We start from the raw sequence: 24,583 nt of genomic DNA on the forward strand, positions 1-24,583 counted from the left end.
CCATCTTCCGCCACCGCCGCAACGTCCATTCCGCCACTGACTGCGAGGCAAGCCACGCGGCCTTGGTCCCATGCGGCTGCAGATAGTACTCGTGCACGAACTGACGGATCTCCTCACGGGTATACCCTTGGATAGCAACTGTCATGGCTGTCTCCTTCAATCAATATGAAAGAACCGGGTGGCTCACAACCAGCTTGACGTAGAGGGCATGCCTCAAAAATGCCAGTCGTACTAGGCGGCCCCGCTCACTCAGGAGCTGACCGAACCCATCGCGGTGGAAATGGCATTCAACAGCGGCGCCAGCCCGTCCGCGATTGCCTGGGCTGTGTTTAGGTCAGCGTGCGTGTAGCTGCCGGGTGTATCCATTAGGTTCAGGCACCCCAGGAACTGCCCGTCCAATTGGATGACGGCATTGATGCCTGCGCCCAGGCGGAGTGCTGTTAAGGTGTCATGGTGCTCAAAGGCGTCCGTTTCCAAGTCCTCCGGGGACTCGGCAATGAAGGATTCCAGGCGAACCACGCACTGCTCGGTCCAGTCGAGACCCAGCTCGGCGGAGACACCGCCAAATCGGTAAATGTCGGGCATTGAGCTGTAAACGCGCACTAGGTCAGCCTGCCCGGGTCGCCAGAGTGAGATCGTGGCCAGCCTGGCCCCGACCTGTTCCACTGCTTGGTCTACGGCCATGCGAAGCGCTTCCGCGTTGTCGCGGTGTATCGACACGGTGATGACGTCCTCGACGACGGGGTGCGTGGTCATGACTTCTTCTTCCTTGTCGGGATGGTGCGGGATGTTATGTGCGCGGCCCAGCAGCACGACTCCGGTCAGGGCAATGCAGCCGCCTGCGATTGACGCAATGGTGGGTACTTGGCCCAGAAGCAGCCAGCCGAGGATGAGGGATAAGATGGGCACAGCGAAAAGCAGGGAACCACCCTCGGCCACGCTTGTGCCCGCCAGCGTCAGATTCCATAGGGAGTAGGCCAGCACTGTGCTTATAACCACGAGAACTACCAGCGCAATGAGCGTGGTCAGCCCCCAGGCTTGGCGGTGGAGATCGTAGGTGGCGGTCGGGAGCGTGGCGATGCCACCAACCAGACACCCCCAAAACACCATTTCCACGGGTGGGATGCGGGCAAGCAGGGGTTGTTGCCAGATGAGAAACGCGGCCAGAATCAGGGCGGAGGCGAGGATGACCATGGCGTTCCAGTCGAATCCGAGGTCTCCCGGCCCGAACAGGGTGATGATGACTACGCCGAGCGTGGCTATTGCCATCCCCAGGATCCCGCGGCGAGAAGTTCGCTCGCCAAGCACCAGATAGCCGAGAATGAACGCAAACACTGGGGACGTGTTCAAGAGCAGGCTGACCGTCCCCGCTGGAACTGTGGTCTGCCCAAGGTTGAGCAAGGTTCCGTAGGCGCCGTAGCCAAGAATCGAAATCCCCACTACGCGCAGCACATCTGCCTTGCGCAGCAGCAGCTTCCGCCTCCGCAGCAGGAAGTAGCCGCCCAAGATTGCCGCGGCAAGCAGGAAACGGACCGGTGTCAAGTCCAGCGGGTTCAAGACCTTGAGGACCTCGCTAGTGGCCACGTAAGTGGGTGCCGAGGCAATGACCATCAGCACGTCAGGCCGCCGGATCCAGACAAATTTCACAGACGTGGCACCCACCTGCTCCCGAAGATTTATTGCTTTGTGGTTTGAAACTATTGCGTTTTTGACTGATTTATTTGTACAGTACAGCAAATAGATCGTCCAGTGTAGTACTCGTCACATGGAGGCAAGGCAGATGGATCATTTGAACAACCACGCAGTAAAAGGCATGGTGTCGCGGCGCAGCGTCTTGACGGTTTCCGGTCTTGCCGTTGTGTCTGCGGCATTCCTGACTGCCTGTGGATCAGGCGGTTCCGCCCTTCCACAGGCCTCGTCGGGCGGCAACGGGGCGGTGGCCAAGTCCGGTGGAACGCTGAGGATTGCCCGCCCTCCGGCGTCGAAGGCGGAGACTCTTGATCCAGCGAGCTCGCTTTCCGCGTACGAATACTTGGGTGCCATCTACAACCGCTTGGTCCGCCTTGACGAAAAGGGTGCAGTCCAGGCGGATCTGGCGGAATCGTGGGAGACGTCCAAAGATGCGATGACCTGGACCTTCCGTCTGCGAAAGGGCGTCCAATGGCACAACGGCAAGCCGCTCACGGCTCAGGACGTGGTCTATACGTTCGCGCACATGCTCGATCCGGAGACCAAGAGCCCGCAGGCCGGCGTTCTCTCACCCTTCATCACGGCCACCTCTGCCACGGCCAAGGATGACGTGACCGTGGTCGTGGCGCTGACCTCTCCCAACGCCGAGTTTGCCAGCCTCATGACCGGCTACAACTGCTATGTCATACCGGCCGGATCGGCAGCAACCATCGGGGCATCGGGCATCGGCACGGGCCCCTTCAAGCTCGTGTCCTTCACGGCAGCAGGGCCAGGCAAGATTGCCCGCAACGACGCTTACTTTGGCGACAAGGCCAAGCTGGACTCCATCGAGTTCTCTTCGATTCCGGACACGCAGGCGCGCGTGAACGCCCTGCTTGCCGGCCAAGTTGACCTGATCTCGCAGACAAACCTGGATTACGCGACGTCCCAAACGGTGCTTGCCTCAAGCACGGCCACGGTTAGTTCTGTCAAAAATGCCCAGTGGTACACGGTTCCCATGCTCAACCTGTCTCCGGAGTTCAAGGACCCCAACGTACGTCTGGCCTTGGCCCATGCCTACAACCCCAAGGACGTATCGCAGCTGGCCGTTCATGGCAACGCGACGGTCGCCCGCAACAACCCGGTTCCGCCCACGGAAGCCTATTACCTGGACTACGGACTCGACTACGATCCGGAGAAGTCCAAGTCGCTGCTGAAGAAGGCCGGTCACGACTCCCTCGCGCTGGACATTTGGACGTCCACCTACGATTCTGTCCTGACTCCGTTGGCCCTGGCCATGAAGGGCAGCGTTGCCGGGTCCGGATTCACCTTGAATGTGAAGACCTCAGCTGCAGATTCCTACTACACGGATGTGTGGATGAAGAAACCCCTAATGACCAGTTACTGGTACACCGGGCGACCCGTCGATCAGCTCCTGAACCAGATCTTCCGCTCCGGTTCCTCCTACAATGAGAACGCGTTCGCGAACCCGAGTTTTGACAAGATTCTCGACCAGGCACGGGCCACAGTGGATGACGCCAAGCGTAAGACCCTTTACCAGGATGCTCAGAAGGTCCTCATCGACGACGGCGGATCCCTAACGCCGTTCTTTGCCGACAGGTTGGTGGGTCTAAGCAAGAAGGTCGCCGGCTACAACGAGCACGGCTTTGAGTTCGATTACATCAACATCGGGTTGGCCGGATAATCATGCTCACTCGTTTCGTGCTTCCGCGGCTCGGCTGGGCGGTGGTGACCATCATGCTGGCCACCATGCTTGTCTTTGGCGCCATGCAGGCCCTGCCCGGAGACGCGGCCACCCAGATTCTGGGACAGAACGCAACACCAGAAGCAGTTTTCACGCTCAGGCGGCAGCTTGGACTGGACCAGGCACCACTAGAGCGTTTCATCACATGGCTGGGCCATGCGCTCACCGGCAACTTCGGCACTTCGCTGGTCAGTGGTCAGCCAGTGGGTCCGGAAGTCGGACGTGCTTTGCTGAACACGTCATTTTTGGCAGGCATCACGATCGTTGTCGGGTTTACACTCGCGCTGGTCCTTGGCCTTGTGGCCGGATTGTTCCGCGACCGGTGGCCCGACTCGTTGATATCCACCGTGGCACTTGTCGGGATGAGCATCCCTGAATTCATCGTAGCTACGCTGCTCGTGTTGATGTTCTCCATCACGATCCCCATCTTCCCTGCGGTTGTTGTGGCTGGGCAGAATGCGACGATAGCAGAACTAGCGCCGTCCATGCCTCTGCCGGCCTTGTCCTTGATGTTCGTTGCCTCCGCGTACATCATTCGCATGATGCGCACGTCTGTCATCGATGTGATGGAAACCGACTACGTGCACACCGCCCGGCTCAAGGGAATCTCCATGGCCAGGCTGGTCGTCAAGCATGTGGTGCCCAGCGCCATCCTGCCCACCCTGAACGTTGTGGCCATGAACGTTGCCTGGCTGATCGGCGGCGTGGTCGTGGTGGAAAGCATCTTCAACTACCCCGGGATGGGATCCTTGATGATCCAATCCGTTCAGAGCAGGGATCTTCCGACCATCTTGTTGATCACGGTGATTGGCGCCATGACGTTCGTCATCTGCAACTTGCTCGCGGACCTGGCTGCGACGCTCCTCAACCCACGCTTGCGGTATCCAAGGAACTCGAAATGACTTCACCCACTATTGTTGTCGAAAGCACCCAGGTTGGCCGTGGTTTTTGGACCGACCTTTCCAGGGTTATCCGCTCCATCCTTCGTTCCAAACCCGCCACCTTGGGGTTTGCGCTGGTCACACTGCACGTTCTCCTTGCCGTGTTCGCCCCGCTGCTCGCCCCCGGAAACCCAACGTCAAATAACCCGGCTGCCGTGTTGCAGTTCCCCGGTGGCGCATACCCGCTTGGCACGGACACTCTGGGCCGAGACATTCTTTCCCGCACGCTCTACGGTGGCCAATATGCCCTCACCGTCAGTTTCGCGTCTACGGCACTGGCCGTCCTGCTGGGAACCATAATCGCCGGTCTGGCCGCGTTTTATGGTGGCTGGCTCGACCAAGTCATCACACGTCTGCTGGATTCGGTGCTTGCCGTCCCTGCCATTCTGGCCATGCTGGTGCTGGTCACCGTGTTCGGTTCCGGACCTGAGGTCATTGTGCTCGCAGTGGTGGTCGTCTACACGGGAGGGGTCACACGCGTTGTGCGTGCAGCGGCCATGGACATCATGCCCAAGGACTACATTGTGGCCGCCCGCGCTCGGGGCGAAGGGGTTTTTTACATCCTGAGCAGGGAGGTTTTCCCCAACATTCTGGACGTTGTGTTGGTTGAGTTCGCAATGCGCGCATCCTGGGTGGTGCTGCTCGTCAGTTCCCTGTCCTTCCTCGGGTTTGGCGCCAACCCACCCACCCCCGATTGGGGTCTGATGGTGGCCGAAAACAGGAGCCTGATGGCTGTTGTCCCACTGGCAACACTGGCCCCCATCGTCTTCTTGGCAACCTTGATCGTGGGTTTGAACCTAGCCGCCGATGGGCTCGCCAAGAGTTTGGGTGTAGACCGCATGAAGGAGATTTTGGGATGATTACTGCGACAAAGGAAGACCTGGCAATCGATGTCCATGGTCTCGACATTTCCTACATGTCCGGAAGCCGCCGCGTCAATGTGCTAAGTGGCGTCAGCCTGCAGTTGCGACAGGGTGAGGTTCTGGGACTGGTCGGGGAGTCCGGCTCCGGTAAGTCCACCATGGCCGGGGTCCTGCTGGCTTCACTGCGGACGTCGTCGTTTGTGTCCAGCGGCACGGTCCATCTCGACGGCGTCGACGTGTTCAAGCTCGCGGGAAAGGAACTACGCGCGTTTAGGGCCGGCCATGTTGCACTAGTGCCCCAAAATGCCGGTGCCGCGTTGACGCCGACCATGCGCATCGGAGAACAATTGACCGAAGGCTTTCGCCTTGACTCCGCAGCCAGTGAAACGTGCGAATCCCGGCGAGCCCGGGCAATTGAGCTCCTTAAACTAGTCAGGCTTCCCGATGCTGCGGCCGCCCTGGAAAAATACCCACACCAATTTTCCGGTGGACAGCAGCAGCGCATCGGCATCGCCATGGCACTCGCCGCCCGGCCAAGGCTCCTGGTTCTTGACGAACCGACCACGGGCCTGGATGTTGTCACCCAGGCGGCCATCTTGGACACCCTGACCCGACTGCACAAGGAGCTCGGCATGGCCATGGTCCTGGTCAGTCACGACTTGGGCGTCATTGACAAAATGTGTAGCCAGGTTGCCGTCCTTCGGCGCGGAAAAGTGGTGGAGTCAGGCGACACCAGCACGGTCCTGCGCAATCCGAGCCATCCCTACACCAAGGGCCTGCTGGCCAGCGTCCCCCGCGTCACGGTGCCGGGCATCCCGCCCAGTCTGGACGACGCCGCAATCGACGCCTTTGAAAAAGGTGCGGAGATGCACCCGGTGGACGGTGCGCTCTACGAGAGGTTGGCACCTCAGGGAACGGCGCCCGTCCTCACCATCCGCGGGCTGAGTGTTGACTACAACCGCAAGCCCAAGCCAGGCAGTGCACCCACAGTGTTGGACGTTGACCTGGATGTGCATGCGGGTGAAATCGTTGCCCTGGTGGGCGAATCCGGTTCGGGAAAATCCACCATCGCCAACGTTGTCGCCGGCCTCCAGGGCCGCCAAGCGGGGCAGCTGACGCTGAACGCACAGACCGAACTCGCCCCGAGAGTTGCTCACCGGGCCAAGTCGGTGCGCCGGGCGGTCCAGATCATTTTCCAAAATGCCGACACGTCGCTGAATCCGCGGAGAACCGTCCGTGATGCCATCACCCGCCCGCTGCGGTTGTTCAATGTCAAGGGGCTCACGGCTGAGCAGGCCCTTGCCGAAGTGGGCCTGCCCGTCAATTTTACGGAACGCTTGCCAGGACAGCTGTCCGGCGGACAGCGGCAGCGTGTGGGCATCGCCAGGGCAGTCTCCGCCGGGCCCTCATTGGTGCTGGCGGACGAAATCGTCTCCGCGTTGGATGTGTCCGTGCAATCGTCCATCCTTCGACTCATGGACCGGTTAGCCAAGGAAAATAACATTGGGTTCCTGTTCATCACCCATGATCTTGCCGTCGTCCGCAGCGTTGCGGACCGGGTGGTGGTGCTATACCTGGGACGCATCGTGGAGGAGGGAACGGTGTCCGAAATCTTCGGCTCCGTCTCCCATCCCTACACCAGTTTGCTGATGGCCTCCGTAATTGAGGTGGGGGACGACCATTCGGGGGCGATCGCCCCCGGACAGGATGAGGTTCCTGCAGGTCCACCGGCACAGGGCTGCCCGTTTGCCAGTCGATGCCCGCTCGTGATGGATATTTGCCGCTCGGTGCGTCCACCCGCCATCGAGGTGAGCGGCACGCACAGCATCCGCTGCCACGCCCCCCTGGAAAAGCTCGAACACCTCTAACGGCCGGCTGTATCGGCCAGCTCCAGACCCCAACCACGATGATTGGACGCGCAGCTTGAAGATCACCACTGAATTTCCCCGAAGGGTCACCGTCCTGGACAACGTTTTCATCCCCATGGACGACGGCACGCAGCTTGCCGCCACCATATGGCTGCCGGAGGATGCCGCGGAGAACCCGGTCCCGGTCCTCCTGGAATATCTGCCGTACAGGCGGGGCGACTGGACCGCATCACGGGACGCCCAGCGGCATCCTTGGTATGCGGGGCACGGTTACGCTTCGGTCCGGGTGGACATGAGGGGCTGCGGCGATTCCAGCGGTGTCATGCTGGATGAATACCACGCCCAGGAACAATCGGATGGTCTGGAGGTTATCGGGTGGCTTGCCAGCCAGCCCTGGTCGACGGGAAAAGTAGGCATGTTCGGTATTTCATGGGGAGGCTTCAACGGCCTGCAAATTGCTGCCCGACGTCCCGAGGCGCTCAAGGCCATCGTTACGGTGTGTTCCACTGACGATAGGTACGCCGACGACGTCCACTACTACGGTGGCGCACTGTTGGGCATTGACATGTCTGCCTGGTCAGCCACCATGTTTGCCTTCCAAAGCAGGCCGCCTGCACCATGGAACGTCGGTGACAAATGGGAACGGATGTGGCAGGAACGACTCGAAGGCCTGCAACCGTTCAGTGAGATCTGGATGTCCCATCAGGAAAGGGACGATTATTGGCGTCACGGCTCCGTCTGTGAAGACTATTCCGACATCCAGGCGGCCGTCCTGGCCGTGGGAGGTTGGGCCGATCCCTACCGCAATGCCGTGTTGCGGCTGGTTGACAAGCTTGACGCCCCCTGCCGTGGGATTATCGGACCGTGGTCGCACCAGTACCCGGACGTCGCCAGGACTCCCGGGCCAAACATTGGATTCTTGCAGGAGACGTTGCGCTGGTGGGACCACTGGCTCAAGGACCGGGACACCGGCGTCATGGAAGAACCAGCGTTGCAGGTCTACCACCAGGATTCCGTGAGGCCTGCCACCAAATACCCCGTTCGTGAAGGGACCTGGGTGGGACTGGATTCATGGCCGACGCCGCAAGTCCACCCGGTGACCCTGAATTTCATGCACGACCTGCGAACCTTGGCGGCCGACTCAGAAAACAAGGTTCTCCTGAACACCCCGCAGCACACCGGCGTCGATGCAGGGCGCTGGTTCCCCTTTGGCAATGATGCTGACCTGCCCCCGGACCAGCGTTCGGAGGATGGCCGGTCTGTTGTTTTTGACACGGTGACACAAAAAGAAGACTTGAACATCATGGGCTTCCCGTCGCTTCGTTTGCGCGTTGCTGCCACAACGAAACGTGCCAATATCATGGCTCGCTTAACCGATGTGGCACCAGATGGCTCATCCACGCTCATAACACGCGGGGCCCTGAACTTGTCCAAGCGCGCGGGAATGAACCACGCCCAGGATCTCACCCCGGGAGCTTGGGTTGACGTCGAGATTGAGATGACAGCGATTTCTTGGACAGTACCAGCCGGCCACAAACTCCGGGTTGCTCTGTCCAACACTTATTGGCCCTGGTTGTGGCCGCATGCCGAACTCGGCGCCGTCACGGTGGACCTGGACTCTTCCGAGCTCCGGCTTGGTCATCTGGATCCCGCCGTACTGGCGGGCACGCACCCCTCATTTGCCGAACCCGAGCAGGCCGCGCCGCTGGCCGTGGTTGCACAGCCAGCGCCACCGTCAATTCCTGAACGTGAAGTGCGCTATGAACCTGACTCCGACAGCTGGATCCTAACGGTTGACCCCAAGTACGGCGGTTACCGTGTCTACCCAAACGGTATGACCTATGGCGAACAAGCCGTGGAAAGATACTCGATATCTGGCAATGACCCGCTGTCCGCCGTGGCTGAGGCAAATTGGGTCATTGAGATGGGCAGGGACAACTGGAACGTGCGGATTGAGACGGAATCACGGATCAGTTCAACCGCCACGCATTTTCGGCTCGCCAACAAAGTCAGGACATACTTGAACGGAACGGTTCATTTCGAAAAGACCTTTGACAAGCACATCGAGCGTACCTCTGCATAGGCTGAGGATGGGAGACGGAACCGTGACGGATATGAAACAGGGGGCAAGGCCCCGAGCGAAGTCGGCGGATGAACGGCGGCGTCATCCGACGGAAGTCCGCCGGCGGCTGGTCATTGAATCCGCACGCGATCTCATCGCGGACAAGGGACTTTTCAACGTCCAGATCCGGGACATATCAAGGGCCTGTGGGGTCTCGCCGGGGACCATAACCTACCACTTCCGTAGCTTGGAGGAGGTGCTGTGGGAAGTAGTCAAGGCTGAAACGATGGAATTTTATGAGCCGCTGCGCGAAGCCGTGGCCAACAGTGAAACGAACAAGTCCACCAAGCTACTTGATTTTCTGCGCGGAATGTTCAGGTCTGATTCTGACACGCGGCGCCACTGGTTGATCTGGATGGACTTTTGGTCCGCGGCGGCCCGGGACGATGCCTATGGGGAATGGATGAACACCCACTATGAGGCGTGGTGGCACGCCCTGCGGGACCTCATTGAGGCAGGGGTGGAGAGCGGAGAATTTACTTGTCCGGACTCCCAGGCCTTCGCTGTCTCCGTTAGCTCGATCGTCGACGGGCTCGCCATCCAGTGTTATTCACGGAAGGCCCGTATCAGCGTAGCCCAAGCACGGGAACACCTTCTGCATCATGTGCGGGACGGCTTGGGAATTGTGGAATCGGCCTAGTAGCAGTGGTGTGTCGCGGTTTTGTTTGATGGTTTCGAGGGCTACGCGGCCGCGGGCTACTTTCTTGAGGATTGAGGCTGCGGTCGCCGTCCAGGTCAGGGGTTTGGGCTCCGTGTTGGGGGAGGTGAGGTATTCCTCGATCTTGGTGATCTAGTCTCGCACGGAATGAAGGGCTCCGCGGCGCAGCGCTTTGTCTGTCAGCTCCCGGAACCAGCGCTCGACGAGGTTGAGCCAGGACGAAGACGTGGGGGTGAAATGTGGCTGGAATGCGATGGCTCTCGAGCAGTGTGCCGGCGCTGCCGTACCCCTAAAGGTTCTCCACCGTGACCAGGACCGCGCCAGTTTCTACTGCCGCCTGGAATAGTCCCTCCCCTACATCACAGGAAGCAGATCGGCCCACCGCGGACGGGGCGGTGCGGCCGCACAAAATGACTGAGGCGTGTTTACAAGCGATGGACGGTGCGGATGAATCTGATGCATCGGCCTTTTTGGGTGTTGGATCGCCGGGGGAAGCCCCCAGATTTCCCATTAACGAGTGACGCCGCGAAGGGTGCTCCCTGATGCAGTGGGTGTCTCCGCGATCGCCCCACCGATCGGGCCAGCCCCAACAACGACATGTACCACCGTCCCCACATCCACAACGTCATCATTCTGGAATGCTATTGCCCTGCGATACTGTGCCCGTCCGCATCCGCAGCCACTTAGGCATACGGACGGGCTGTGTCGACGAGTACTGAAATTTGTGTCCACGACTTAGAGAAAATGACAGCTCCTGCGGCCGGTACTTCGCACCTCAACCCGGGGTTTCTCCTTCCACATCGGGTTGAGCGCCGGGGTACTGGATCAGCTGACCAGCGGCGCTTATACCGTCACTCGTGCTGGCGCCCGGGTTGGGAGATATCGCACATGACATTCGATCGCTGCCGCGTCGAAGTCCTGGCGGTACGGGTCCAACCGTGCACGGGTGAGCTTCACCCCGCTTTAATCCGGCCCGGCAACTTCGGGCTCAGCACCTGGGCAACGAACGGATGCGTTTGGTCCCGGTGGTCGGGGCCAGCGCGCGCGATTGATGTGCTCACCACCCGGCCGTGCCCGGACCGCCCTTGAACGGACCAACGATCTGCGTGGTGATCCAACCGCCGTAGAAGTCACCATCTTGGAAGGTCACCTGCTCCCCGTTGACCTCGCACGAGTCCATGTAGCCCGGATAAAGGGCCACGCGGGTACTGAGCGCCTCGAAACCATTGGTGGGTTTTGGGTAGGTCCACCCGGCGCGGGGAACGACGACTCCGCCAGCAGCGACGTCGAAGTAGTGCGCTTCTCCCTTGAACTCGCAGAAGCTGGTCCCCCGGACCGGGACGAGTACTCCGGCAGGGAATGAGTCCAACGGCAAATAGTAGACAGGCGGATGACTCGTCTCCAGGACGCGAACTGCACCGGTGGTGTCGGTAATTATCTGGCCGCCTAGCCGCACGGTGACCCGTTCCGATCGCGGCTCGACCCTTGGCGGCCGTGGGTAGTCCCACACAGATTCTTGACCAGCCTTGGGTTTGATGGGCTGGGGACGCCGGGAGAAGCCGGAAAAGCCGTGAGCAGTAGTCATGTCCCCATCTTTCCATCGTCCGCTGGGATGCCGCCGACAATCGACGGATGCTCCCCCAGTGTGCGCTCAGCAAATGGCGCGGACTGCCGCCGTCGTCCGGGGTCGCCACGGCCAGCGCGGTGGTTTCGGCTACTCCCCAACAGATGTGGCGCTCGCTGGCTTTTGCGCACCAGCTTCTTCAGCCCGATGAGCGGTCTGCCTGATGAGCCGGAGAACTACCAGAACGTGACCTACCGAATCGAGGCCGCAGACCAGGGTTCAAAGGTCACCGTCACGCAGGATCACAATACAAGTGCCGAAGCAGCGGAACATTCCTCCGCCAACTGGCAGACCACCCTCGACGGATTGGCCAAGGTCGCACCACGCGCATGACTCCCACCGTCAAGTGCACACACCCTCGTGCCAAGCCTTGGGCTTCTTGATTTCCTGCCGGCACGGAGAGAACCCTTGTTTTTGCCCTGATGTCCGAAGTCGCCTCCTTCCCCGATTTAGTCCCTCGATCACGTTGTTTCCAATGGTCGGGAAGGCGGCTAGCTAAAAGCAGCCCCGGTAGGCCAATTCGTGGTCCCATTTGGCGAGCTGCAGTGTCAGGCAGCCGGGTCAGGCCGTTGAGCGATCTTGAAAACCGCACCCGTCAGATCTGTCAGCGTAGCCATGCGGCCGAACGGCGAATCCTCAGCGGGATGGATCACCTGGGCGCCAAGAGACTTCGCTGTTTCCACGACGGCGTCGGCGTTGGCCACACCGAAGTAGATCTGCCAGTTCGACGGAACCCCGTCAGGAAGGTAAAACGAAGCGTCCATAATGCCGGCGCGTGCGTGGTCTCCGGATCCGAGCGTCGTGTAGCGGAAGTCTTCGCTGTCGCTCATAACGGCGGTGTCCCAGCCGAAAGCATCCTGGTAAAACTTCACCGAGGGTGCGTATTCCCGGGTGTGAAGTTCATGCCAAAACGGGGCTCCGGGCTCGCCTTTCAATTGGAAACCGGTGTGGCCGCCGAACTGCCAGGCACCTACGGCTGCGCCTCCTGCGTCGCTGAACATCGCCATGTGTCCCTGGTCCGGAACTTCCATGGGCGGCATCAATACCTGCCCACCGGCCGCCACGACTGCTTCGGCCGCCGTGCTGATGTCTTCCACCCGCAGATAGGTGGTCCACACGTCCGGATACCTGGACCCGCCGTCGTTCTTCATCATGCCCGCTACCGGAGCGCCCTCGACAAACGCGGTGACGTAGCCGCCATACTTTTCCTCATCACCGATTTCGTAGGTCCAGCCGAAAAGACGGGCATAGAACTCGCGGGACTTCTCGGGATCCGAGGTGATCAGATCAATCCAGCAGGGATCACCTGGGGCGATATCGGGCTTTGGCATCGAGGGCTCCTGACAGTCGTGCCGATGGATCAGATGAAAATACTCTAGCGTGTATCCAACCGGCGGCGAGGTCAAGACCACGACCTGGAAACGGGCAGCGATTGCTGGGGGAATTCCAACTCATCGGCTTACCTGATCGTGAGTAACATGGCAGTTGTACAGGTCGCCGGCCTGCCATTATCCGCGAACAGTGCGGGAAGAAGGAGTCCCTTTGGACATGCGTTTGGAATTGGTTCCGCTACCGTCGACCGATGTTGACCGAAGCAAAGCCTTCTACCTGGACCAAGTCGGTTTCAACCTCGACCACGACATCGAGCCGGGCAACGGCATGCGAGTAGTCCAGCTGACACCACCGGGATCAGTCTGCTCGATTGTTATTGGCGTGGGAATCAGTGACCCCCACGCCGCACCCGTCCACGGACTGCATCTAGTGGTGGAAGACCTCGATGCCGTCCGGCGAACATTGCTCGGTAAGGGCATTGACGTCTCCGAGGTGAGTGACATGGGCGGAGGCGTCCGGTACGCGTACTTCAACGACCCCGACGGCAACTCCTGGGCTCTGCAACAAATTACCCGCTAACTCTTGAAGAATCTTCTCCGCGGCCGAAGCAATTGCCGTCCGGGGTGTTCATCGGAGTATCGGAGAAAGTGGTAGAGGTCTGACGGCGGTCCCGGGCGGCGCGTTCCTCGTCCCGCTTGGGCATTTCAACCGGTCGTGGAGCGACGGATCAACGATGTGCTGATTCATTACGTCGAACACGGTGCCGGCGTGCCGGTTGTCGCGCTTCACGGCGTCGGTGTTGATCACGGGGAGATAGAGGCGGCGATCGAGGCCATCGTCCCCGGCTCGGGAAACCGCCGGATCTATCCAGATCTGCCAGGGATGGGTCGCTCCACGACAGGTGACCTGGATTGCAACAATTACGTGGTCGCGGTAATGGCCGATTTCATTGATCACCTAGTGGCCGGACCGGTGTTGTTGCTTGGGCATTCCTACGGCGCATATTTGGCGCGCGGCGTGGCCGCGCAGCGACCGGACATGTTGCTCGGCCTGACGTTGTTATGCCCCGTCGCCGAGCGCTCACACAAAGTGCCCGACCACCAGGCGATTCGCCAGGATGCTGACGCGTACGACGAACTCGAACCTAGCCAACGGGCGGGTTTCGAGGAGTACTTCGTCGTGCGCACAGCGGCCACCGCCCGCCGCTACCGCAACCATGTCGTGCCCGGCAAAAGACTCGTCGACGAGGCCTGGCTGAGCCGGATCTTCGCCGAATGGACGGTCGACGTCGGGTCGGGCACCTTCTCGGCGCCGGCCACGCACTCATGCACGAGCGGCCCGAGCTGCTCGCCTCGTTGCTCGGTGATTGGCTGGACCGGGCCCGCCCAGATGAAGAGTGACCGTTGGGCCCCAACGCATCGCGTCACGCTTTAGATGAGGCACAACCATCGGGGGCGCAGACTGCAAACGCGATCGCCTCATTGCTCTGCTCGAGCTGCCCGCGGGCACAAGGCCAATTCTCGGTCGATCGTTAGCCCGCGCGCGTGCCGACGATCTGGGCGAGAAGGAGTCGGCGATTGTGCGTCTGCGATTTCGCGAAGATGGACTTAAGGTGATCCTGAACGGTGAACTCCGACAGGCACATCCGATGGGCAATGAGTTTCGTGTCGCTTCCGTCTGCGAGCATGCCCAGAAGTTCCGCCTCGCGGGCGCTCATACCGTGTGCCAGCGCAAAGACCTCAAGACGTTCTTCGGGCGAGGTGGCCTCAAGAGACACAGCGATCTGCGGACCCATTCTGGCGGCACGAACGGTGATCCACGTGCCCTCCGCGAGATGCACACGAGCGCGGGCCTCATGTGAATCGACCTCGTGTTCGACCGCAAGTAGCTGCGCTGCCGAATTGTAGACGCTCGCCGGCACAGCCGACAGGTCGGGGTCAGCCGGCAAGAGCGTGCGAAGCCACTCTTCCGCCGCACCGGTCTGGCTGATTACCTTGAGGTTCTCACTTAGAACAAGTACGACGGGTCCGCCAGCGCGGCGACGAGCCGGCGGGACGGTCGAAAACGTGACCGACTGACGCATGCGAAGCGCACGTGTGAGCACCGGCGCGAGCTCCCGCAGAAACGCGAGCTCATGGTCGTCAAATGCCTTGGGGGTGCTGCGCCACAGGTCCAGAAACCCCCAGCAACCGTAACGATCGGCCATGACGATGGAGGCGACATCCCTTACCCCGAAGTCGTGGAGAACTTCCCTCCAGAGAAGGCTCCTCGCCAGATCTGCACCCGTCGCCTCAACAAGCGACGCAACCTCTATCCGACGAGCGATCAGCTCAGTCCATCGGTTGACCGCGGTCAGGTATTTGAATTTGATGAGGGTCGGCAGCTGACCGAATGCCGGAACGTCCGCGTGCGGGTCGGAACCGACTGTGGTCACCGGATCAGTGAGCAGCCACACGTGGGCATCGAAGCCAACCGCATGATGCAGTTCGCGCAGTACGTGAGCGCGAAACGTTCTGGCGTCCGAGGCCGCCGCGCTGATGGACTCGATCCGCTCCCGAACGTTGGCGCGTGTCAGCTGTGTGGCCATGCCTCGACAGTACGCCCAGCAACGCCCAACAACACTCGGCTCACCCGTCGAGATCGCTGCTGCCCATAGGTGAAAAGATCCCAGAGAGCTGGGATGGTTACTGCCCGCGACGACGCCTACGCTCAAAGCACCCGCTCAAGAAAGTAAGGATCATGCCCATTCTCAGGATTGAACATCCCACTGAAGATTTCGCCACTTGGAAGGCCGCGTTCGACCGGGACCCGGCAGGCCGAGGAAAAGCAGGAGTGCAGCGATACTCCATCTATCAGCCCGTCGACGAGCCGCGTTATGTGCTGATCGATCTTGAATTCGAGACTGTCAGCCAGGCGGAACGGCTGCTGGCCACCATGAAACTCATCTGGAGCTCCGGTGCCGCCGGGCCCGCACTCGGCGGAGTGCCACGAACGCAGATCCTGGAAACCAGGGAATCCAACCACATCGTAGAGTGACGCCCGCCTCTCGTAAGCGGTCCATGGTGATTATGGATTGATTCCGGCACGGCGGACTTTCTTGGAAGGCATGGCCGGGTGAGAGCCCTACGGCTGGCATCGAGTGATGAGCCAGAAGAGCCGCTTTGCTGTAGCATTCGCGATTGGCTTCACCGCGCTCGGGCTGTCCATGGCCGGATGCGCCGCCCCGAAACCCGTTGCCAGCCCTGCCCCGCCGCCTCAAAAGGCCGCCGCCTCGACCTTGCCGGTAGGCAGTCCCGCCGCCGTTGGAGGAACGCCTCCCGGGATCGACCATATCGTCATCATCGTCGAGGAGAACAAAACGGCCGCAAGCATTCTGAGCAACACTGCCGCCCCCTACATCAACAAGCTGGCCGCCGATAATGCACTGGCGACCAATTACCAGGCAATATCACACCCGAGCCTGCCCAACTACCTGGCGCTGACCAGCGGTACCACGGCCTGGATCACGGACGACTGCAGCCCGGGGGGCCGCTGCACGGCGCGGGTACGGACCATCGCGGATGCAATCGGGCAATCCGGGAGAACCTGGAAGATGTATGCCGAGAGCATGCCCGCTCCCTGCACGGCGGAAAACTCCTACCCTACGCGGTGAAGCCCAACCCGTTCATGTACTACCCCAGCGTCACCGACAGCCATGCCTCGTGCACGGCGCACGTTGTTCCCGTGACCCAGCTCAGCGAGGACCTGAAAGCCGCCTCAAGCCTGCCCAACTATGTATTCATCAGTCCCGATCTTTGCAACGACATGCACGACTGTTCGGTTTCGGCCGGCGACACCTGGCTGTCACACCAAGTCCCCGACATCTTGGCCTCACCGGCCTTCACAACGCAGAAGTCCCTCCTGGTGATCACCTGGGACGAAGGCGAGGGCGAGAACAATACCGTGGCAACGATTTTCGCCGGATCAGCGGCCCGACAATCCTACAAATCCTCCCTTCCGTACAGCCACTATTCCTTGCTGCACACCATAGAAAGCCTGTGGGGTCTGGCCCCCCTGTCTGACAACGACAAGAACGCGCCCGTTATGCGCGACCTGCTCAAATAGTGGCCTGTCCGCCACGACCGGCAGGCAGGCAGAACAAGGTACAAAGACTCTAACGCCACTCCGCCGCATAGTTAGACCATATAAATGGGGTAAATCCTAATTGTGGACAGTTGTCAGACCGGAGAATTCAAGAAGTTCCTGCAGCATCGAGGCCAGCCCAACGTCATCCTCGGCCACCAGCACACAACGTTCATCCGACATGATCTGAAGTATAGGCGTCCCGAACAACAGCACGGTCCGGTCGGGGCGTCGAAGAATCCTCTAAGAATGACCGCCTAGCCTAGTGGGCAGGGGCACGTTTCCGGTGCTCCCGTGGCGTTCTGCTACGCCGTCATCGGTCCCTGGAGCAAGGATTTCGCCGCATGCCAGATTGATCAAGCCCGCAAAGTGTCGCGGTAACAGCCCACCCATCTTTGACCCAAAAGGTCTCCGCTTGCTTCAGCCTCGATTACCCTTGGGGGCGGCGGCAGCCCGTGCGGGCCGTTTCCTCGTTGCCGCCGTCGTATCCATCATCGGTTCGCTGGCTGCCTGCGCCGCTGTCGTGGCCATTGGTACGACCATCTTCCCCGCAACGTCCGGTTACGACCATTTCCGGTTTTTGGACTACGCGAAGCTGACGGTGCCGGGGGTTGCGGCGGCTGCTCTGGCCTGGCCCGTCGTCACGCTGTTCTCATCGCGGGCAAGGCGTCTTTTTGCCTGGCTCACCGTGCTGGTGATGCTTGGCGGGATGGCCCCGGCCCGGCGGCGGCAATCGCGGGTGTCCACACCCTGCTCCCAAATGCGGGACACTTGAAGTTCTCCACGTAAAGGCGGCAACCGCGTGCTCAACCTCAGGCAGGACTCGGACGGCTTCATCCACATGAGCCGGCACTTTCCCAACAAGATGTCCATCGCCGTCACGTTCACTGACGGCACCCAGCGTCAATTTTCCGGAGCTCGCCTCAATGAGCTTTACGATCAGGCCCTCGCCGCCTACCGCCGGGGGAACAATCTCGACGCCAAGGGCTTTGACCGAACGTCCCGGAATATCCACCGACGAAACGCCATCGGGCTCGTGCCCGTCAGTCCCGACATGGCCCTGTAGCCACGGCGGGACCTGCCGGACAGGCAACGACCGGCCCCGTACGCTGTTCCCATGAAACCCCTGACTGTGTTCGGACTGGACGTCGACAAACTGGCCGGCGGACGCCACGGCCATTACCTGATCGAGGAAGAAATGCGGGTGCATCCGCGCACACGCAGGGCCTTCTATTGGGTCAACTGGATCCTCGTCCTTGAAGTCCTGGTGGGGCTCAGCGCCATCGTCACTGCCCTGATTCTTCAGGTACGCGGCACTCCGGTGGGGTTCGCAGTGTGGTTCCGCGGCGTCGTCGTGCTGTTCATGACACTGACCCTGTTCTTCTTCGCCTGGCGCGCCGAAGGGGGATATTACTGGGGCTACCAGCGGCTGCGGCTCTTCAGCCAGATCTTCCCGGTTATCACCTTGGTGGTGGCCACCATCCCGGGCCTATACCCGTATTGGATGGTGGTGGAACAAATCATCTTTGCCGTCCTCATGATCGGCATCGCCGACTTCCTCACCAGCGACCACATGCGCAACGCCTATCCCAGCCCGAAGCGGCTGCGGGAGCTCAACGGCCCGGCACCCGAATGACAGCTGACCGCTCCTCGGATCATGCTGATGAGGGCACTGATCAATTCCGGCAGCGCGGGATCATCGGGTTGCTCTGACATGAGCCAGACATCCATCGCCTCGCCCATTCCCAGCACGACGGCGATCAGCAGGGTGGTTGGCAGATCGTCGCGCACTGCGCCCACGCGTTGACCCGCGGCGATAGCCTGCTCGATCCACGGCAGTGATGCCTGCTCGATGTCACCTTGTGCGGTCTGGAACTCGGGGTTCTTTGACGCAGCAGCCCAACCCCTTAATAGCGCTGCCAGCTTCGGTGAAGCGGTGAGGGCTCTCATCAGCTGCAGGTAGTAGCCCTCCAGCACTGACCAGAACGCATCTGCATCACCGCTGGCCAGGTCCGGCAGCGGCCCGACGCGGACGAACAGGGCGGCCAATTCGGTCCGTGCGACGTAGGCGTAGAGGTCTTCTTTGCCGTCGAAGTAGTAGTACATCGATCCTTTGGAAATACCGGCGGTACCGATCACCCGGTTGAGCGAGGCGTTGTGGAATCCGTGGGCGGCGAACTCGTCCAGAGCCGCCCGCAGAATCGACTGCTGCTGGGCAGGGGGTAGTTTCGAGAATCGTGGCCTCACCATTCGTTTAGCTGGCCGAGTCCGTTATAGGGAACGGCGGGAGCTCAACGGCATCGTGAAAGCTTCTCCCCATCACGATCCCGGCTACCTTGGGAAGTCCCATCATTCGCATCACCGTATTCCTTGCAAGAAGTTGAAATCTGTTTTTCGGCGCGAACGCCAGTCCCAAACCGACTGCCGCGTCCTGTTTGGAGTGCAGCAATGGGGCCAGTCGTTCTTGGTAGCGGGCGAACGCCGAGCGGTGGTCGCCCGTTGTCGCGAGTTCCGTTGCGAGCGTGTAGGCCTCGACCATTGCCAGCGCGGAGCCTTGCCCTGCCAGAAACGATGGACACGCTGCCGCATCGCCCACCAACGCAACCTGCCCCCTCGTCCAGGACGGCATCCGGATCTGGCTCACTGCGTCGAAATAGAAGTTTTTGGCCGGCGTCATCAGGTCGAGCATGGCGGGCACCTCCCACCCTTTGTCGCCCAGCTTCGTCCGCAGCAGGTTCTCCTGTGCCGTGCGATCGGCAGGTACGTCACCGTCATGTCGAAGGGTGAAGAGGAACAGTGTCGCGTTTTCGCGAAGGGAAAGTCTAATCGCCTGGAAGCCTACGTCGGCGTACATCATCGCCACGAGCTCGTCGCGTTCCGGATACTGGTCCGCTTCGAACGCGGCCACGACCATGCCCAAGTACCTCTCGAAACACTCGTCCGGTCCGAACGCGAGCTTTCGCACCCGGGAGTGAAGTCCGTCGGCACCGATGACCAGGTCGAAGTCGCGGGTGCTCCCGCCCTGAAACGTGACCCGGACACGGTCGACGTCGTCCGTCAAATCCTGCACCGTGTCGCCGAGAATCAGCTCGGCGTCGCCGCCGAGAGCTTCGTAGATCACGGCCGACAGGTCAGAGCGGGCGAGACTCAAATATCGCTCTACCGACTCCATGATGACCTCGGGTTTAAACGAAGCCACCCGCCGACCCTCGCGATTAACCGCCCTTGCCTCCGTCATCACGTACCCACGACGACGCAGCTGGGGCACGATGCCCATCTTCTCCGCCACGTCGAACCCCGCACCCCAAAAGTCAATGAGATACCCGCCGCTGCGGAGCACTGGTGAGTGTTCCACGAGCGTGACCTCGTGCCCTGCCTTATTCAGCCAGAACGCTACCGTCGGACCGGCGATCCCGGCTCCCACAATCAAGACCTTCACAATGAAACCTCGATCCCGCGCTGCCTAGACCACCAGTATAAACCAGCGGTCTATTTCGTCAAGGGCGGCAACGTGGGCTGACGAGCTGACGGGCTGACGAAAGCCTGGAGGACTCACTCGACGCAAGCCGTCAAGCGACGGGCACTGCTTGGTCTGGCTTGTAGGTTTCACGCCCGGCACGACGGCCACGCCGATCTCATCCGCGAATGGATCGACGGCCGCACCGGCATCTGACCGCCTCACGTGGGCACGTCCGAACCGGGGTTCGACCTGCTACGAGCAGGCCATTGTCCCGCCCGGCCAGTACCTCATCATCGCTGTGGCCCTGGCAGTCAGCTATTCCTATATCGACGGCACGGTCAGCACGGACTTCGCCAGCGCGGCTTTCGATGCGCTGTGCCCGTTCGTCCAGGTTGTCATCCTGCCGTGGCCCGGAGTCTCCCGATCCCCCTTAACCTCGACCGAACGCGGGCGGAGGACGAGTCTGGGAATGGCGCCTCCACTCCCGCATGAACAGCAGGTCATTCGTGCCTGCCGATCGACTGTCCTGCCGAACGCCCTCCAGCCGGGGGAACCCGACGGTAAAGCGCGCGAGGACAACTCGAAGGTCACCTCGGAGGCAGCTTTGCTGCGGCTTCCAGCCAGGCCACAGGTCACTTCCAGCCAGTGCGTGAATGCTTTCGCCTAAAGACTATCGATACAGTCACCGCGTGGAAGGAAGTGCCCAAGGTGCTTCACAACTCATTCATCCCGTCTAATCGTGCCGGCCGCCGGGAGTGAAGTGAACCGGCCGGCCCGAGGTACCGCGACCCGCGAGTGCTGCCGTCTCCGAGTACTGCTGCTCGTCCGTCCCCGCGAATGAGGTCGTTACTTATGACTCTGGTGGGCCTAGCGATGTTTTCATTCTGCCTTGGATGGCTGACAATCCTCGGCCTGGCGATCAGGACGAAGCGTCGGCGCTGGATATCGTTTGCCCCGCAGCGTAGAGGGAATTTCATCCTGCGCGTGGCCGGCACCTCCGTGCTGTTTGGCGTCGGACTCATTTTCTGGCCATGGCAGCCACGTGTTCCGAATGACACGTTCGTTCCGCTGCCTTGGCTCTTTGCTGTCGACGCCTTCCTCGGCGGTTTATGCCTGGCTGCAGCGGCCCTTTCATCGCGGACCCTGCCGCTCACCGTCGGGAAAACACCAGTGGACCGCAGCCGGCAAAACGTCAGCAGCCGCGTCGCCCGGGCGGACCGGGCGCACGTCGCTGTCTGGATGTCACGGTCGGCGTTCCTTCTGACCGTGACGGCTGCCGCTTCATGGATGATTTTCAACCGAATTGCCCCATCCGGCACAGGTGCGAGGGGAGCGGGCGCTTCCGTGCTTGCCAACGAGGCAGCCATCCGGCGCCGGGTCAAACACGTAGTGGTCCTGGTGCAGGAAAACCACACCACGGATAACTATTTCGGTGGTCTGGCACCTTATGGGGCCAACGTTGCTACGAACTGGCCGGTTCAGCCCAACCCTCCTGCGACCGACCAGCCGCACGACCGGAAGGCCTATGCCCGATGGCTGGATGGCGGCACGGGCACCCACACCCAGTTCGATACCCTCTCCGTAATTCCTTACTACGCGTATCTGGCGGTAACCGGAGCTTTCTTGGAAAATCACTGCAGCGGGTTCGGCACCGATTCCACGCCCAACCACCTGCTGCTCATGGGAGGACAAAGCCCTACTCTGCGCAATCCCGGAAGTACCCCTGTCCCGGACTGGGACATGCCCTCCATTCCCGGCCTGGCTCAAGAGGCAGGCGTCAGTTGGCGCTGCTACACCGCGGGCAATCACTACCCGGCCCGCTATTACAGCCAACTCAAAAACTCCCCCAACCTGCTGGCCAGCTCCGCCTTCCGGACCGACGCCGAATCAGGGTCTCTGCCCGCCCTGTCCTATGTGTGGCATAACCGGGCAGGAAATGAGCATCCCACGGACAGCGTGACAGCGGGAATGGACACCGTCTGGCAGGCGGTGGACGCCGTCGTGCGGGCCGGAGATTGGGACGACACCGTTTTCCTTCTGACCTGGGACGACTGGGGTGGCTGGGATGATCACGTCGTCACGCCTAACATCGAACACACCCCCGACGGCGTACAGCTGGCCTACGGTCCCAGGGTGCCGCTCATCATGTTCGGCGGAGCCGTGCGGCCCGGCATCGATAGCCGTTGGTCGTCCCACGTCGGGATCGGGAAGTCGGTCCTGCAGCTTCTGGGCCTGCCTCCCCTCGGCGTCGACAGGGTCGACGGCGACGCCGGCCTTGCGGACCTGATCGACCCTGCCCTGCACCGGCCCGCACCACCACCCTACGGCTCCCCGATTATCATGCCGCCCCCACCGTCCCCGCGGCCCCGCCCCGCCCCGACACCCGCAGCTCCGCCAGCCGCCTCAAATCCGGTATCCCCGGTGATCCTCCGAAACGGCAGCACCCTTCCACCGCCCCACGACGCCCCGCTCCAGGCCCAACGGACAACCGAGCCCCCCGGTCCCACGGCCGCGGATTCATCATCCAACGCCCCTCTCCAACGTGAACGCACGAGCCGGACAACTTCGATCGGCGCTCCTGCGCGCGGCTCTGTCCTACCGACGCCGTCGGCCTCAAAGCCCTTTCGCCGATAAAACTCGCGGGCACGAGGATTCTCGGCGGCCATTCAGAGATTGAGCACAGTTAGTGTTGCCGTCCAACGCGTAACAGTTACGCCCCGGTCCGAGGTGGAGTGCTGCCGGGACGTATTCCCGCAACGGGCGCAGATGCGGGGAGCGCTCCGGTCAGCTGTGGCTTGGTCCCCGGCCGGGTGCAGCGCCTGCGGTCAGCGCGGGGGACAATTCCCACTGAAGCCCGACGGCGTCACCGGCCAGCCGCCGTCGGCCGCCTATTTGGTGACGCAGGATCGCGGTCAGCGCGCCTTCAGCCGCCACAGGGAACTGACCTCCGCCGACCTCGCCGCATGCAGCGGGTCGGTGCTGTCGGAGGCGCGGCGGTGCGTGGGTTTTGTTTCCATACGTCCGACGACCGTCAGTCCGGAGGCCTCGAACATGGCCAGCAGGTCAGCGCGGGAGCGCAATCCCAGGTGCTCCGCCAGATCGGACAGCACCAGCCAGCCCTCCCCGTCCGGTTCCAGATGGTCCTTGAGTCCCTGCAGGAAGCGGCGCAGCATGTTGCTGTCGGGATCGTAGACCGCGTAGTCCAGCGTTGAGGCCGGCTGAGCCGGGATCCAGGGCGGGTTGCACACCACCAGGGAAGCCCGTCCGGCGGGAAACAGATCCGTTTCGATTACGTCCACCCGGTCCGCAAGTCCCAGGTTGGCCAGGTTTTCCCGGGCGCAGGCAACCGCACGCCGGTCCTGATCGGTCGCGACGATGTGGCTCATCCCCCGACGGCCAAGAATCGCGGCCAGGACGCCGGTGCCGGTGCCGACGTCGAACGCGAGGGCACCGGCAGGGAGCGTTGCGGTGGCGACCAAATCCAGATATTCGCCCCGTACCGGGGAAAAAACGCCGTAATGCGGGTAGATGCGCTTCCCCAGCGCTGGAACGTCCACGCCCTTGTGTCGCCACTCATGCGCCCCGATGACACCCAGGAGCTCCCGCAAGGCAATGACCGCGGGCCGGGTGGGCCCTCCAAAGGCTTCCGCGCAGGCCAGCGCCACATCGGGTGCGCGGCGGAGCGGAATGCTGTAATCCGGCTCTAGCGGGACCAGCAACATTCCCAAGACCTGGGCAAGACGTGAGCGGTTCTCACGATGCTGCCGGAAGGCCGCTGCCGGGGTCTTCGCCGGTGCCTGCCGCTGTTTGCCGACGCGCCGCGTCAGGGCGCTGAGCATTTGCCGGGCGTTCTGAAAATCACCGCGCCAGAGAATTCCGATTCCCTTGTCCGCGTACCGGTAAGCCGCGTCCGCGCTCATCCGATCGTCGGCCACCACGAGCTGCTCGGGCGCGGCGCGCCGGCTCTGGGAATGCCACAAGGCGTGATGTTCCACGCCGTCTTCCTTCCAGCGGATGGTCCCCTGCTCACGGACTTCCGGGGCGGCCCCGTTCGCATCGCCACTGCCCCGGTCCGCGCCGCTCCGGTCCGCGCTGTCCGATTCTTCCCAGGTCATTTCCATCGCGATCCGTTCTTCGGGACTTACGGCCGCTACACCCTC

24 protein-coding genes and 1 pseudogene are annotated in these 24,583 nt (G+C 61.6%); 17 read left to right on the plus strand and 8 right to left on the minus strand.

The window, feature by feature from the left end:
• Positions 1 to 249: 249 nt before the first annotated feature.
• Positions 250 to 1,647 carry a DMT family transporter gene (locus QMG52_RS15405; RefSeq protein WP_283561290.1) on the minus strand — a complete coding sequence of 466 codons (1,398 nt, stop codon included), beginning with the start codon at positions 1,645 to 1,647 and terminating at the stop codon, positions 250 to 252.
• 133 nt (positions 1,648 to 1,780) lie between these two features.
• On the opposite strand from QMG52_RS15405, the gene QMG52_RS15410 reads away from it, so the two are divergent.
• Genes QMG52_RS15410 through QMG52_RS15435 form a run of 6 tightly spaced genes read left to right on the plus strand, consistent with a single transcriptional unit; the run spans position 1,781 to position 9,867 of the window.
• Complete coding sequence (locus QMG52_RS15410) at positions 1,781 to 3,373, plus strand: ABC transporter substrate-binding protein (RefSeq protein WP_283561291.1); 1,593 nt, start codon at positions 1,781 to 1,783, stop codon at positions 3,371 to 3,373.
• A 2-nt stretch (positions 3,374 to 3,375) separates the two neighbouring features.
• On the plus strand, positions 3,376 to 4,335 hold the full coding sequence (locus QMG52_RS15415; protein WP_283561292.1) for an ABC transporter permease: 960 nt from the start codon (positions 3,376 to 3,378) through the stop codon (positions 4,333 to 4,335).
• Positions 4,332 to 5,234 carry an ABC transporter permease gene (locus QMG52_RS15420; RefSeq protein WP_283561293.1) on the plus strand — a complete coding sequence of 301 codons (903 nt, stop codon included), beginning with the start codon at positions 4,332 to 4,334 and terminating at the stop codon, positions 5,232 to 5,234. The genes QMG52_RS15415 and QMG52_RS15420 overlap by 4 nt, the downstream gene beginning before the upstream one ends.
• Entirely contained in the window at positions 5,231 to 7,105 is a 1,875-nt protein-coding gene (locus QMG52_RS15425) for a dipeptide ABC transporter ATP-binding protein (RefSeq protein ID WP_283561294.1), read from the plus strand. Before QMG52_RS15420 ends, QMG52_RS15425 begins: the two co-directional genes overlap by 4 nt.
• 55 nt (positions 7,106 to 7,160) lie before the next feature.
• Positions 7,161 to 9,188 (plus strand): CocE/NonD family hydrolase, encoded by a 2,028-nt coding sequence (locus QMG52_RS15430; protein ID WP_283561295.1) that lies wholly within the window; start codon positions 7,161 to 7,163, stop codon positions 9,186 to 9,188.
• Between the two features lie 7 nt (positions 9,189 to 9,195).
• Complete coding sequence (locus tag QMG52_RS15435) at positions 9,196 to 9,867, plus strand: TetR/AcrR family transcriptional regulator (RefSeq protein ID WP_283561296.1); 672 nt, start codon at positions 9,196 to 9,198, stop codon at positions 9,865 to 9,867.
• Between the two features lie 27 nt (positions 9,868 to 9,894).
• Here the strand turns inward: QMG52_RS15435 and QMG52_RS15440 are convergent.
• Together QMG52_RS15440 and QMG52_RS15445 are read right to left on the minus strand one after the other, a co-directional pair.
• Positions 9,895 to 10,134: pseudogene (locus QMG52_RS15440) on the minus strand (IS630 family transposase); the annotation flags it as partial.
• Positions 10,135 to 10,942: 808 nt separating this feature from the next.
• Complete coding sequence (locus tag QMG52_RS15445; protein WP_283561297.1) at positions 10,943 to 11,470, minus strand: DUF427 domain-containing protein; 528 nt, start codon at positions 11,468 to 11,470, stop codon at positions 10,943 to 10,945.
• A 186-nt stretch (positions 11,471 to 11,656) separates the two neighbouring features.
• Between QMG52_RS15445 and QMG52_RS15450 the strand changes: the two genes are divergently transcribed.
• Entirely contained in the window at positions 11,657 to 11,842 is a 186-nt protein-coding gene (locus tag QMG52_RS15450) for an SRPBCC family protein (protein WP_283561298.1), read from the plus strand.
• A gap of 215 nt (positions 11,843 to 12,057) precedes the next feature.
• Here the strand turns inward: QMG52_RS15450 and QMG52_RS15455 are convergent, their stop codons facing one another.
• The gene (locus QMG52_RS15455; RefSeq protein WP_283561299.1) at positions 12,058 to 12,840 is read right to left on the minus strand and encodes a VOC family protein; all 783 of its coding nucleotides are present in this window, start codon (positions 12,838 to 12,840) and stop codon (positions 12,058 to 12,060) included.
• Positions 12,841 to 13,057: 217 nt separating this feature from the next.
• On the opposite strand from QMG52_RS15455, the gene QMG52_RS15460 reads away from it, so the two are divergent.
• A complete protein-coding gene (locus QMG52_RS15460; protein WP_349361735.1) occupies positions 13,058 to 13,420 on the plus strand; it encodes a VOC family protein in 363 nt (120 codons plus the stop codon).
• Positions 13,421 to 13,576: 156 nt separating this feature from the next.
• Entirely contained in the window at positions 13,577 to 14,275 is a 699-nt protein-coding gene (locus QMG52_RS15465) for an alpha/beta fold hydrolase (protein WP_283561301.1), read from the plus strand.
• Between the two features lie 97 nt (positions 14,276 to 14,372).
• Here the strand turns inward: QMG52_RS15465 and QMG52_RS15470 are convergent, their stop codons facing one another.
• A complete protein-coding gene (locus tag QMG52_RS15470) occupies positions 14,373 to 15,428 on the minus strand; it encodes a helix-turn-helix transcriptional regulator (RefSeq protein WP_283561302.1) in 1,056 nt (351 codons plus the stop codon).
• A gap of 152 nt (positions 15,429 to 15,580) precedes the next feature.
• Between QMG52_RS15470 and QMG52_RS15475 the strand changes: the two genes are divergently transcribed.
• From QMG52_RS15475 to QMG52_RS15500, 6 genes are all read left to right on the plus strand, one after another.
• The gene (locus tag QMG52_RS15475; protein ID WP_283561303.1) at positions 15,581 to 15,877 is read left to right on the plus strand and encodes a hypothetical protein; all 297 of its coding nucleotides are present in this window, start codon (positions 15,581 to 15,583) and stop codon (positions 15,875 to 15,877) included.
• 106 nt (positions 15,878 to 15,983) lie between these two features.
• A complete protein-coding gene (locus QMG52_RS15480) occupies positions 15,984 to 16,493 on the plus strand; it encodes an alkaline phosphatase family protein (protein WP_283561304.1) in 510 nt (169 codons plus the stop codon).
• A gap of 14 nt (positions 16,494 to 16,507) precedes the next feature.
• A complete protein-coding gene (locus QMG52_RS15485; protein WP_283561305.1) occupies positions 16,508 to 16,945 on the plus strand; it encodes an alkaline phosphatase family protein in 438 nt (145 codons plus the stop codon).
• Positions 16,946 to 17,378: 433 nt separating this feature from the next.
• Complete coding sequence (locus tag QMG52_RS15490; RefSeq protein WP_283561306.1) at positions 17,379 to 17,738, plus strand: hypothetical protein; 360 nt, start codon at positions 17,379 to 17,381, stop codon at positions 17,736 to 17,738.
• 27 nt (positions 17,739 to 17,765) lie between these two features.
• Positions 17,766 to 18,029, plus strand: a complete 264-nt coding sequence (locus tag QMG52_RS15495; RefSeq protein WP_283561307.1) for a hypothetical protein — start codon at positions 17,766 to 17,768, stop codon at positions 18,027 to 18,029.
• A gap of 51 nt (positions 18,030 to 18,080) precedes the next feature.
• Positions 18,081 to 18,599: a hypothetical protein gene (locus QMG52_RS15500; protein WP_283561308.1), complete on the plus strand. Its 519-nt coding sequence runs from the start codon at positions 18,081 to 18,083 to the stop codon at positions 18,597 to 18,599.
• Here QMG52_RS15500 and QMG52_RS15505 read toward each other — a convergent pair.
• Positions 18,548 to 19,213 (minus strand): TetR/AcrR family transcriptional regulator, encoded by a 666-nt coding sequence (locus QMG52_RS15505; RefSeq protein WP_283561309.1) that lies wholly within the window; start codon positions 19,211 to 19,213, stop codon positions 18,548 to 18,550. The genes QMG52_RS15500 and QMG52_RS15505 overlap by 52 nt on opposite strands.
• 4 nt (positions 19,214 to 19,217) lie before the next feature.
• Positions 19,218 to 20,402 carry an FAD-binding domain gene (locus QMG52_RS15510; protein ID WP_283561310.1) on the minus strand — a complete coding sequence of 395 codons (1,185 nt, stop codon included), beginning with the start codon at positions 20,400 to 20,402 and terminating at the stop codon, positions 19,218 to 19,220.
• 148 nt (positions 20,403 to 20,550) lie between these two features.
• On the opposite strand from QMG52_RS15510, the gene QMG52_RS15515 reads away from it, so the two are divergent.
• Both QMG52_RS15515 and QMG52_RS15520 read left to right on the plus strand, forming a co-directional pair.
• On the plus strand, positions 20,551 to 21,090 hold the full coding sequence (locus tag QMG52_RS15515; RefSeq protein ID WP_283561311.1) for a hypothetical protein: 540 nt from the start codon (positions 20,551 to 20,553) through the stop codon (positions 21,088 to 21,090).
• 317 nt (positions 21,091 to 21,407) lie between these two features.
• Positions 21,408 to 23,057: an alkaline phosphatase family protein gene (locus QMG52_RS15520; protein ID WP_283561312.1), complete on the plus strand. Its 1,650-nt coding sequence runs from the start codon at positions 21,408 to 21,410 to the stop codon at positions 23,055 to 23,057.
• A gap of 278 nt (positions 23,058 to 23,335) precedes the next feature.
• Here the strand turns inward: QMG52_RS15520 and QMG52_RS15525 are convergent, their stop codons facing one another.
• Positions 23,336 to 24,544, minus strand: coding sequence for a methyltransferase (locus tag QMG52_RS15525; protein ID WP_283561313.1), 1,209 nt, complete (start codon positions 24,542 to 24,544; stop codon positions 23,336 to 23,338).
• Positions 24,545 to 24,583 lie beyond the last annotated feature (39 nt).

This window comes from Paenarthrobacter sp. PH39-S1 (genome assembly GCF_030063245.1).
Taxonomy (GTDB): Bacteria; Actinomycetota; Actinomycetes; order Actinomycetales; family Micrococcaceae; genus Arthrobacter_M.

What these genes read in the sequence shown, in the direction of transcription:
- QMG52_RS15410 (WP_283561291.1), top strand. Translation starts at nt 1,781, where the DNA reads ATGGATCATTTGAACAACCACGCAGTAAAAGGCATGGTGTCGCGGCGC.
- QMG52_RS15415 (WP_283561292.1), top strand. Translation starts at nt 3,376, where the DNA reads ATGCTCACTCGTTTCGTGCTTCCGCGGCTCGGCTGGGCGGTGGTGACC.
- QMG52_RS15420 (WP_283561293.1), top strand. Translation starts at nt 4,332, where the DNA reads ATGACTTCACCCACTATTGTTGTCGAAAGCACCCAGGTTGGCCGTGGT.
- QMG52_RS15425 (WP_283561294.1), top strand. Translation starts at nt 5,231, where the DNA reads ATGATTACTGCGACAAAGGAAGACCTGGCAATCGATGTCCATGGTCTC.
- QMG52_RS15435 (WP_283561296.1), top strand. Translation starts at nt 9,196, where the DNA reads ATGGGAGACGGAACCGTGACGGATATGAAACAGGGGGCAAGGCCCCGA.
- QMG52_RS15445 (WP_283561297.1), bottom strand. Translation starts at nt 11,470, where the DNA reads ATGACTACTGCTCACGGCTTTTCCGGCTTCTCCCGGCGTCCCCAGCCC.
- QMG52_RS15450 (WP_283561298.1), top strand. Translation starts at nt 11,657, where the DNA reads ATGAGCGGTCTGCCTGATGAGCCGGAGAACTACCAGAACGTGACCTAC.
- QMG52_RS15455 (WP_283561299.1), bottom strand. Translation starts at nt 12,840, where the DNA reads ATGCCAAAGCCCGATATCGCCCCAGGTGATCCCTGCTGGATTGATCTG.
- QMG52_RS15460 (WP_349361735.1), top strand. Translation starts at nt 13,058, where the DNA reads ATGCGTTTGGAATTGGTTCCGCTACCGTCGACCGATGTTGACCGAAGC.
- QMG52_RS15470 (WP_283561302.1), bottom strand. Translation starts at nt 15,428, where the DNA reads ATGGCCACACAGCTGACACGCGCCAACGTTCGGGAGCGGATCGAGTCC.
- QMG52_RS15475 (WP_283561303.1), top strand. Translation starts at nt 15,581, where the DNA reads ATGCCCATTCTCAGGATTGAACATCCCACTGAAGATTTCGCCACTTGG.
- QMG52_RS15480 (WP_283561304.1), top strand. Translation starts at nt 15,984, where the DNA reads ATGAGCCAGAAGAGCCGCTTTGCTGTAGCATTCGCGATTGGCTTCACC.
- QMG52_RS15485 (WP_283561305.1), top strand. Translation starts at nt 16,508, where the DNA reads ATGTACTACCCCAGCGTCACCGACAGCCATGCCTCGTGCACGGCGCAC.
- QMG52_RS15500 (WP_283561308.1), top strand. Translation starts at nt 18,081, where the DNA reads ATGAAACCCCTGACTGTGTTCGGACTGGACGTCGACAAACTGGCCGGC.
- QMG52_RS15505 (WP_283561309.1), bottom strand. Translation starts at nt 19,213, where the DNA reads ATGGTGAGGCCACGATTCTCGAAACTACCCCCTGCCCAGCAGCAGTCG.
- QMG52_RS15525 (WP_283561313.1), bottom strand. Translation starts at nt 24,544, where the DNA reads ATGGAAATGACCTGGGAAGAATCGGACAGCGCGGACCGGAGCGGCGCG.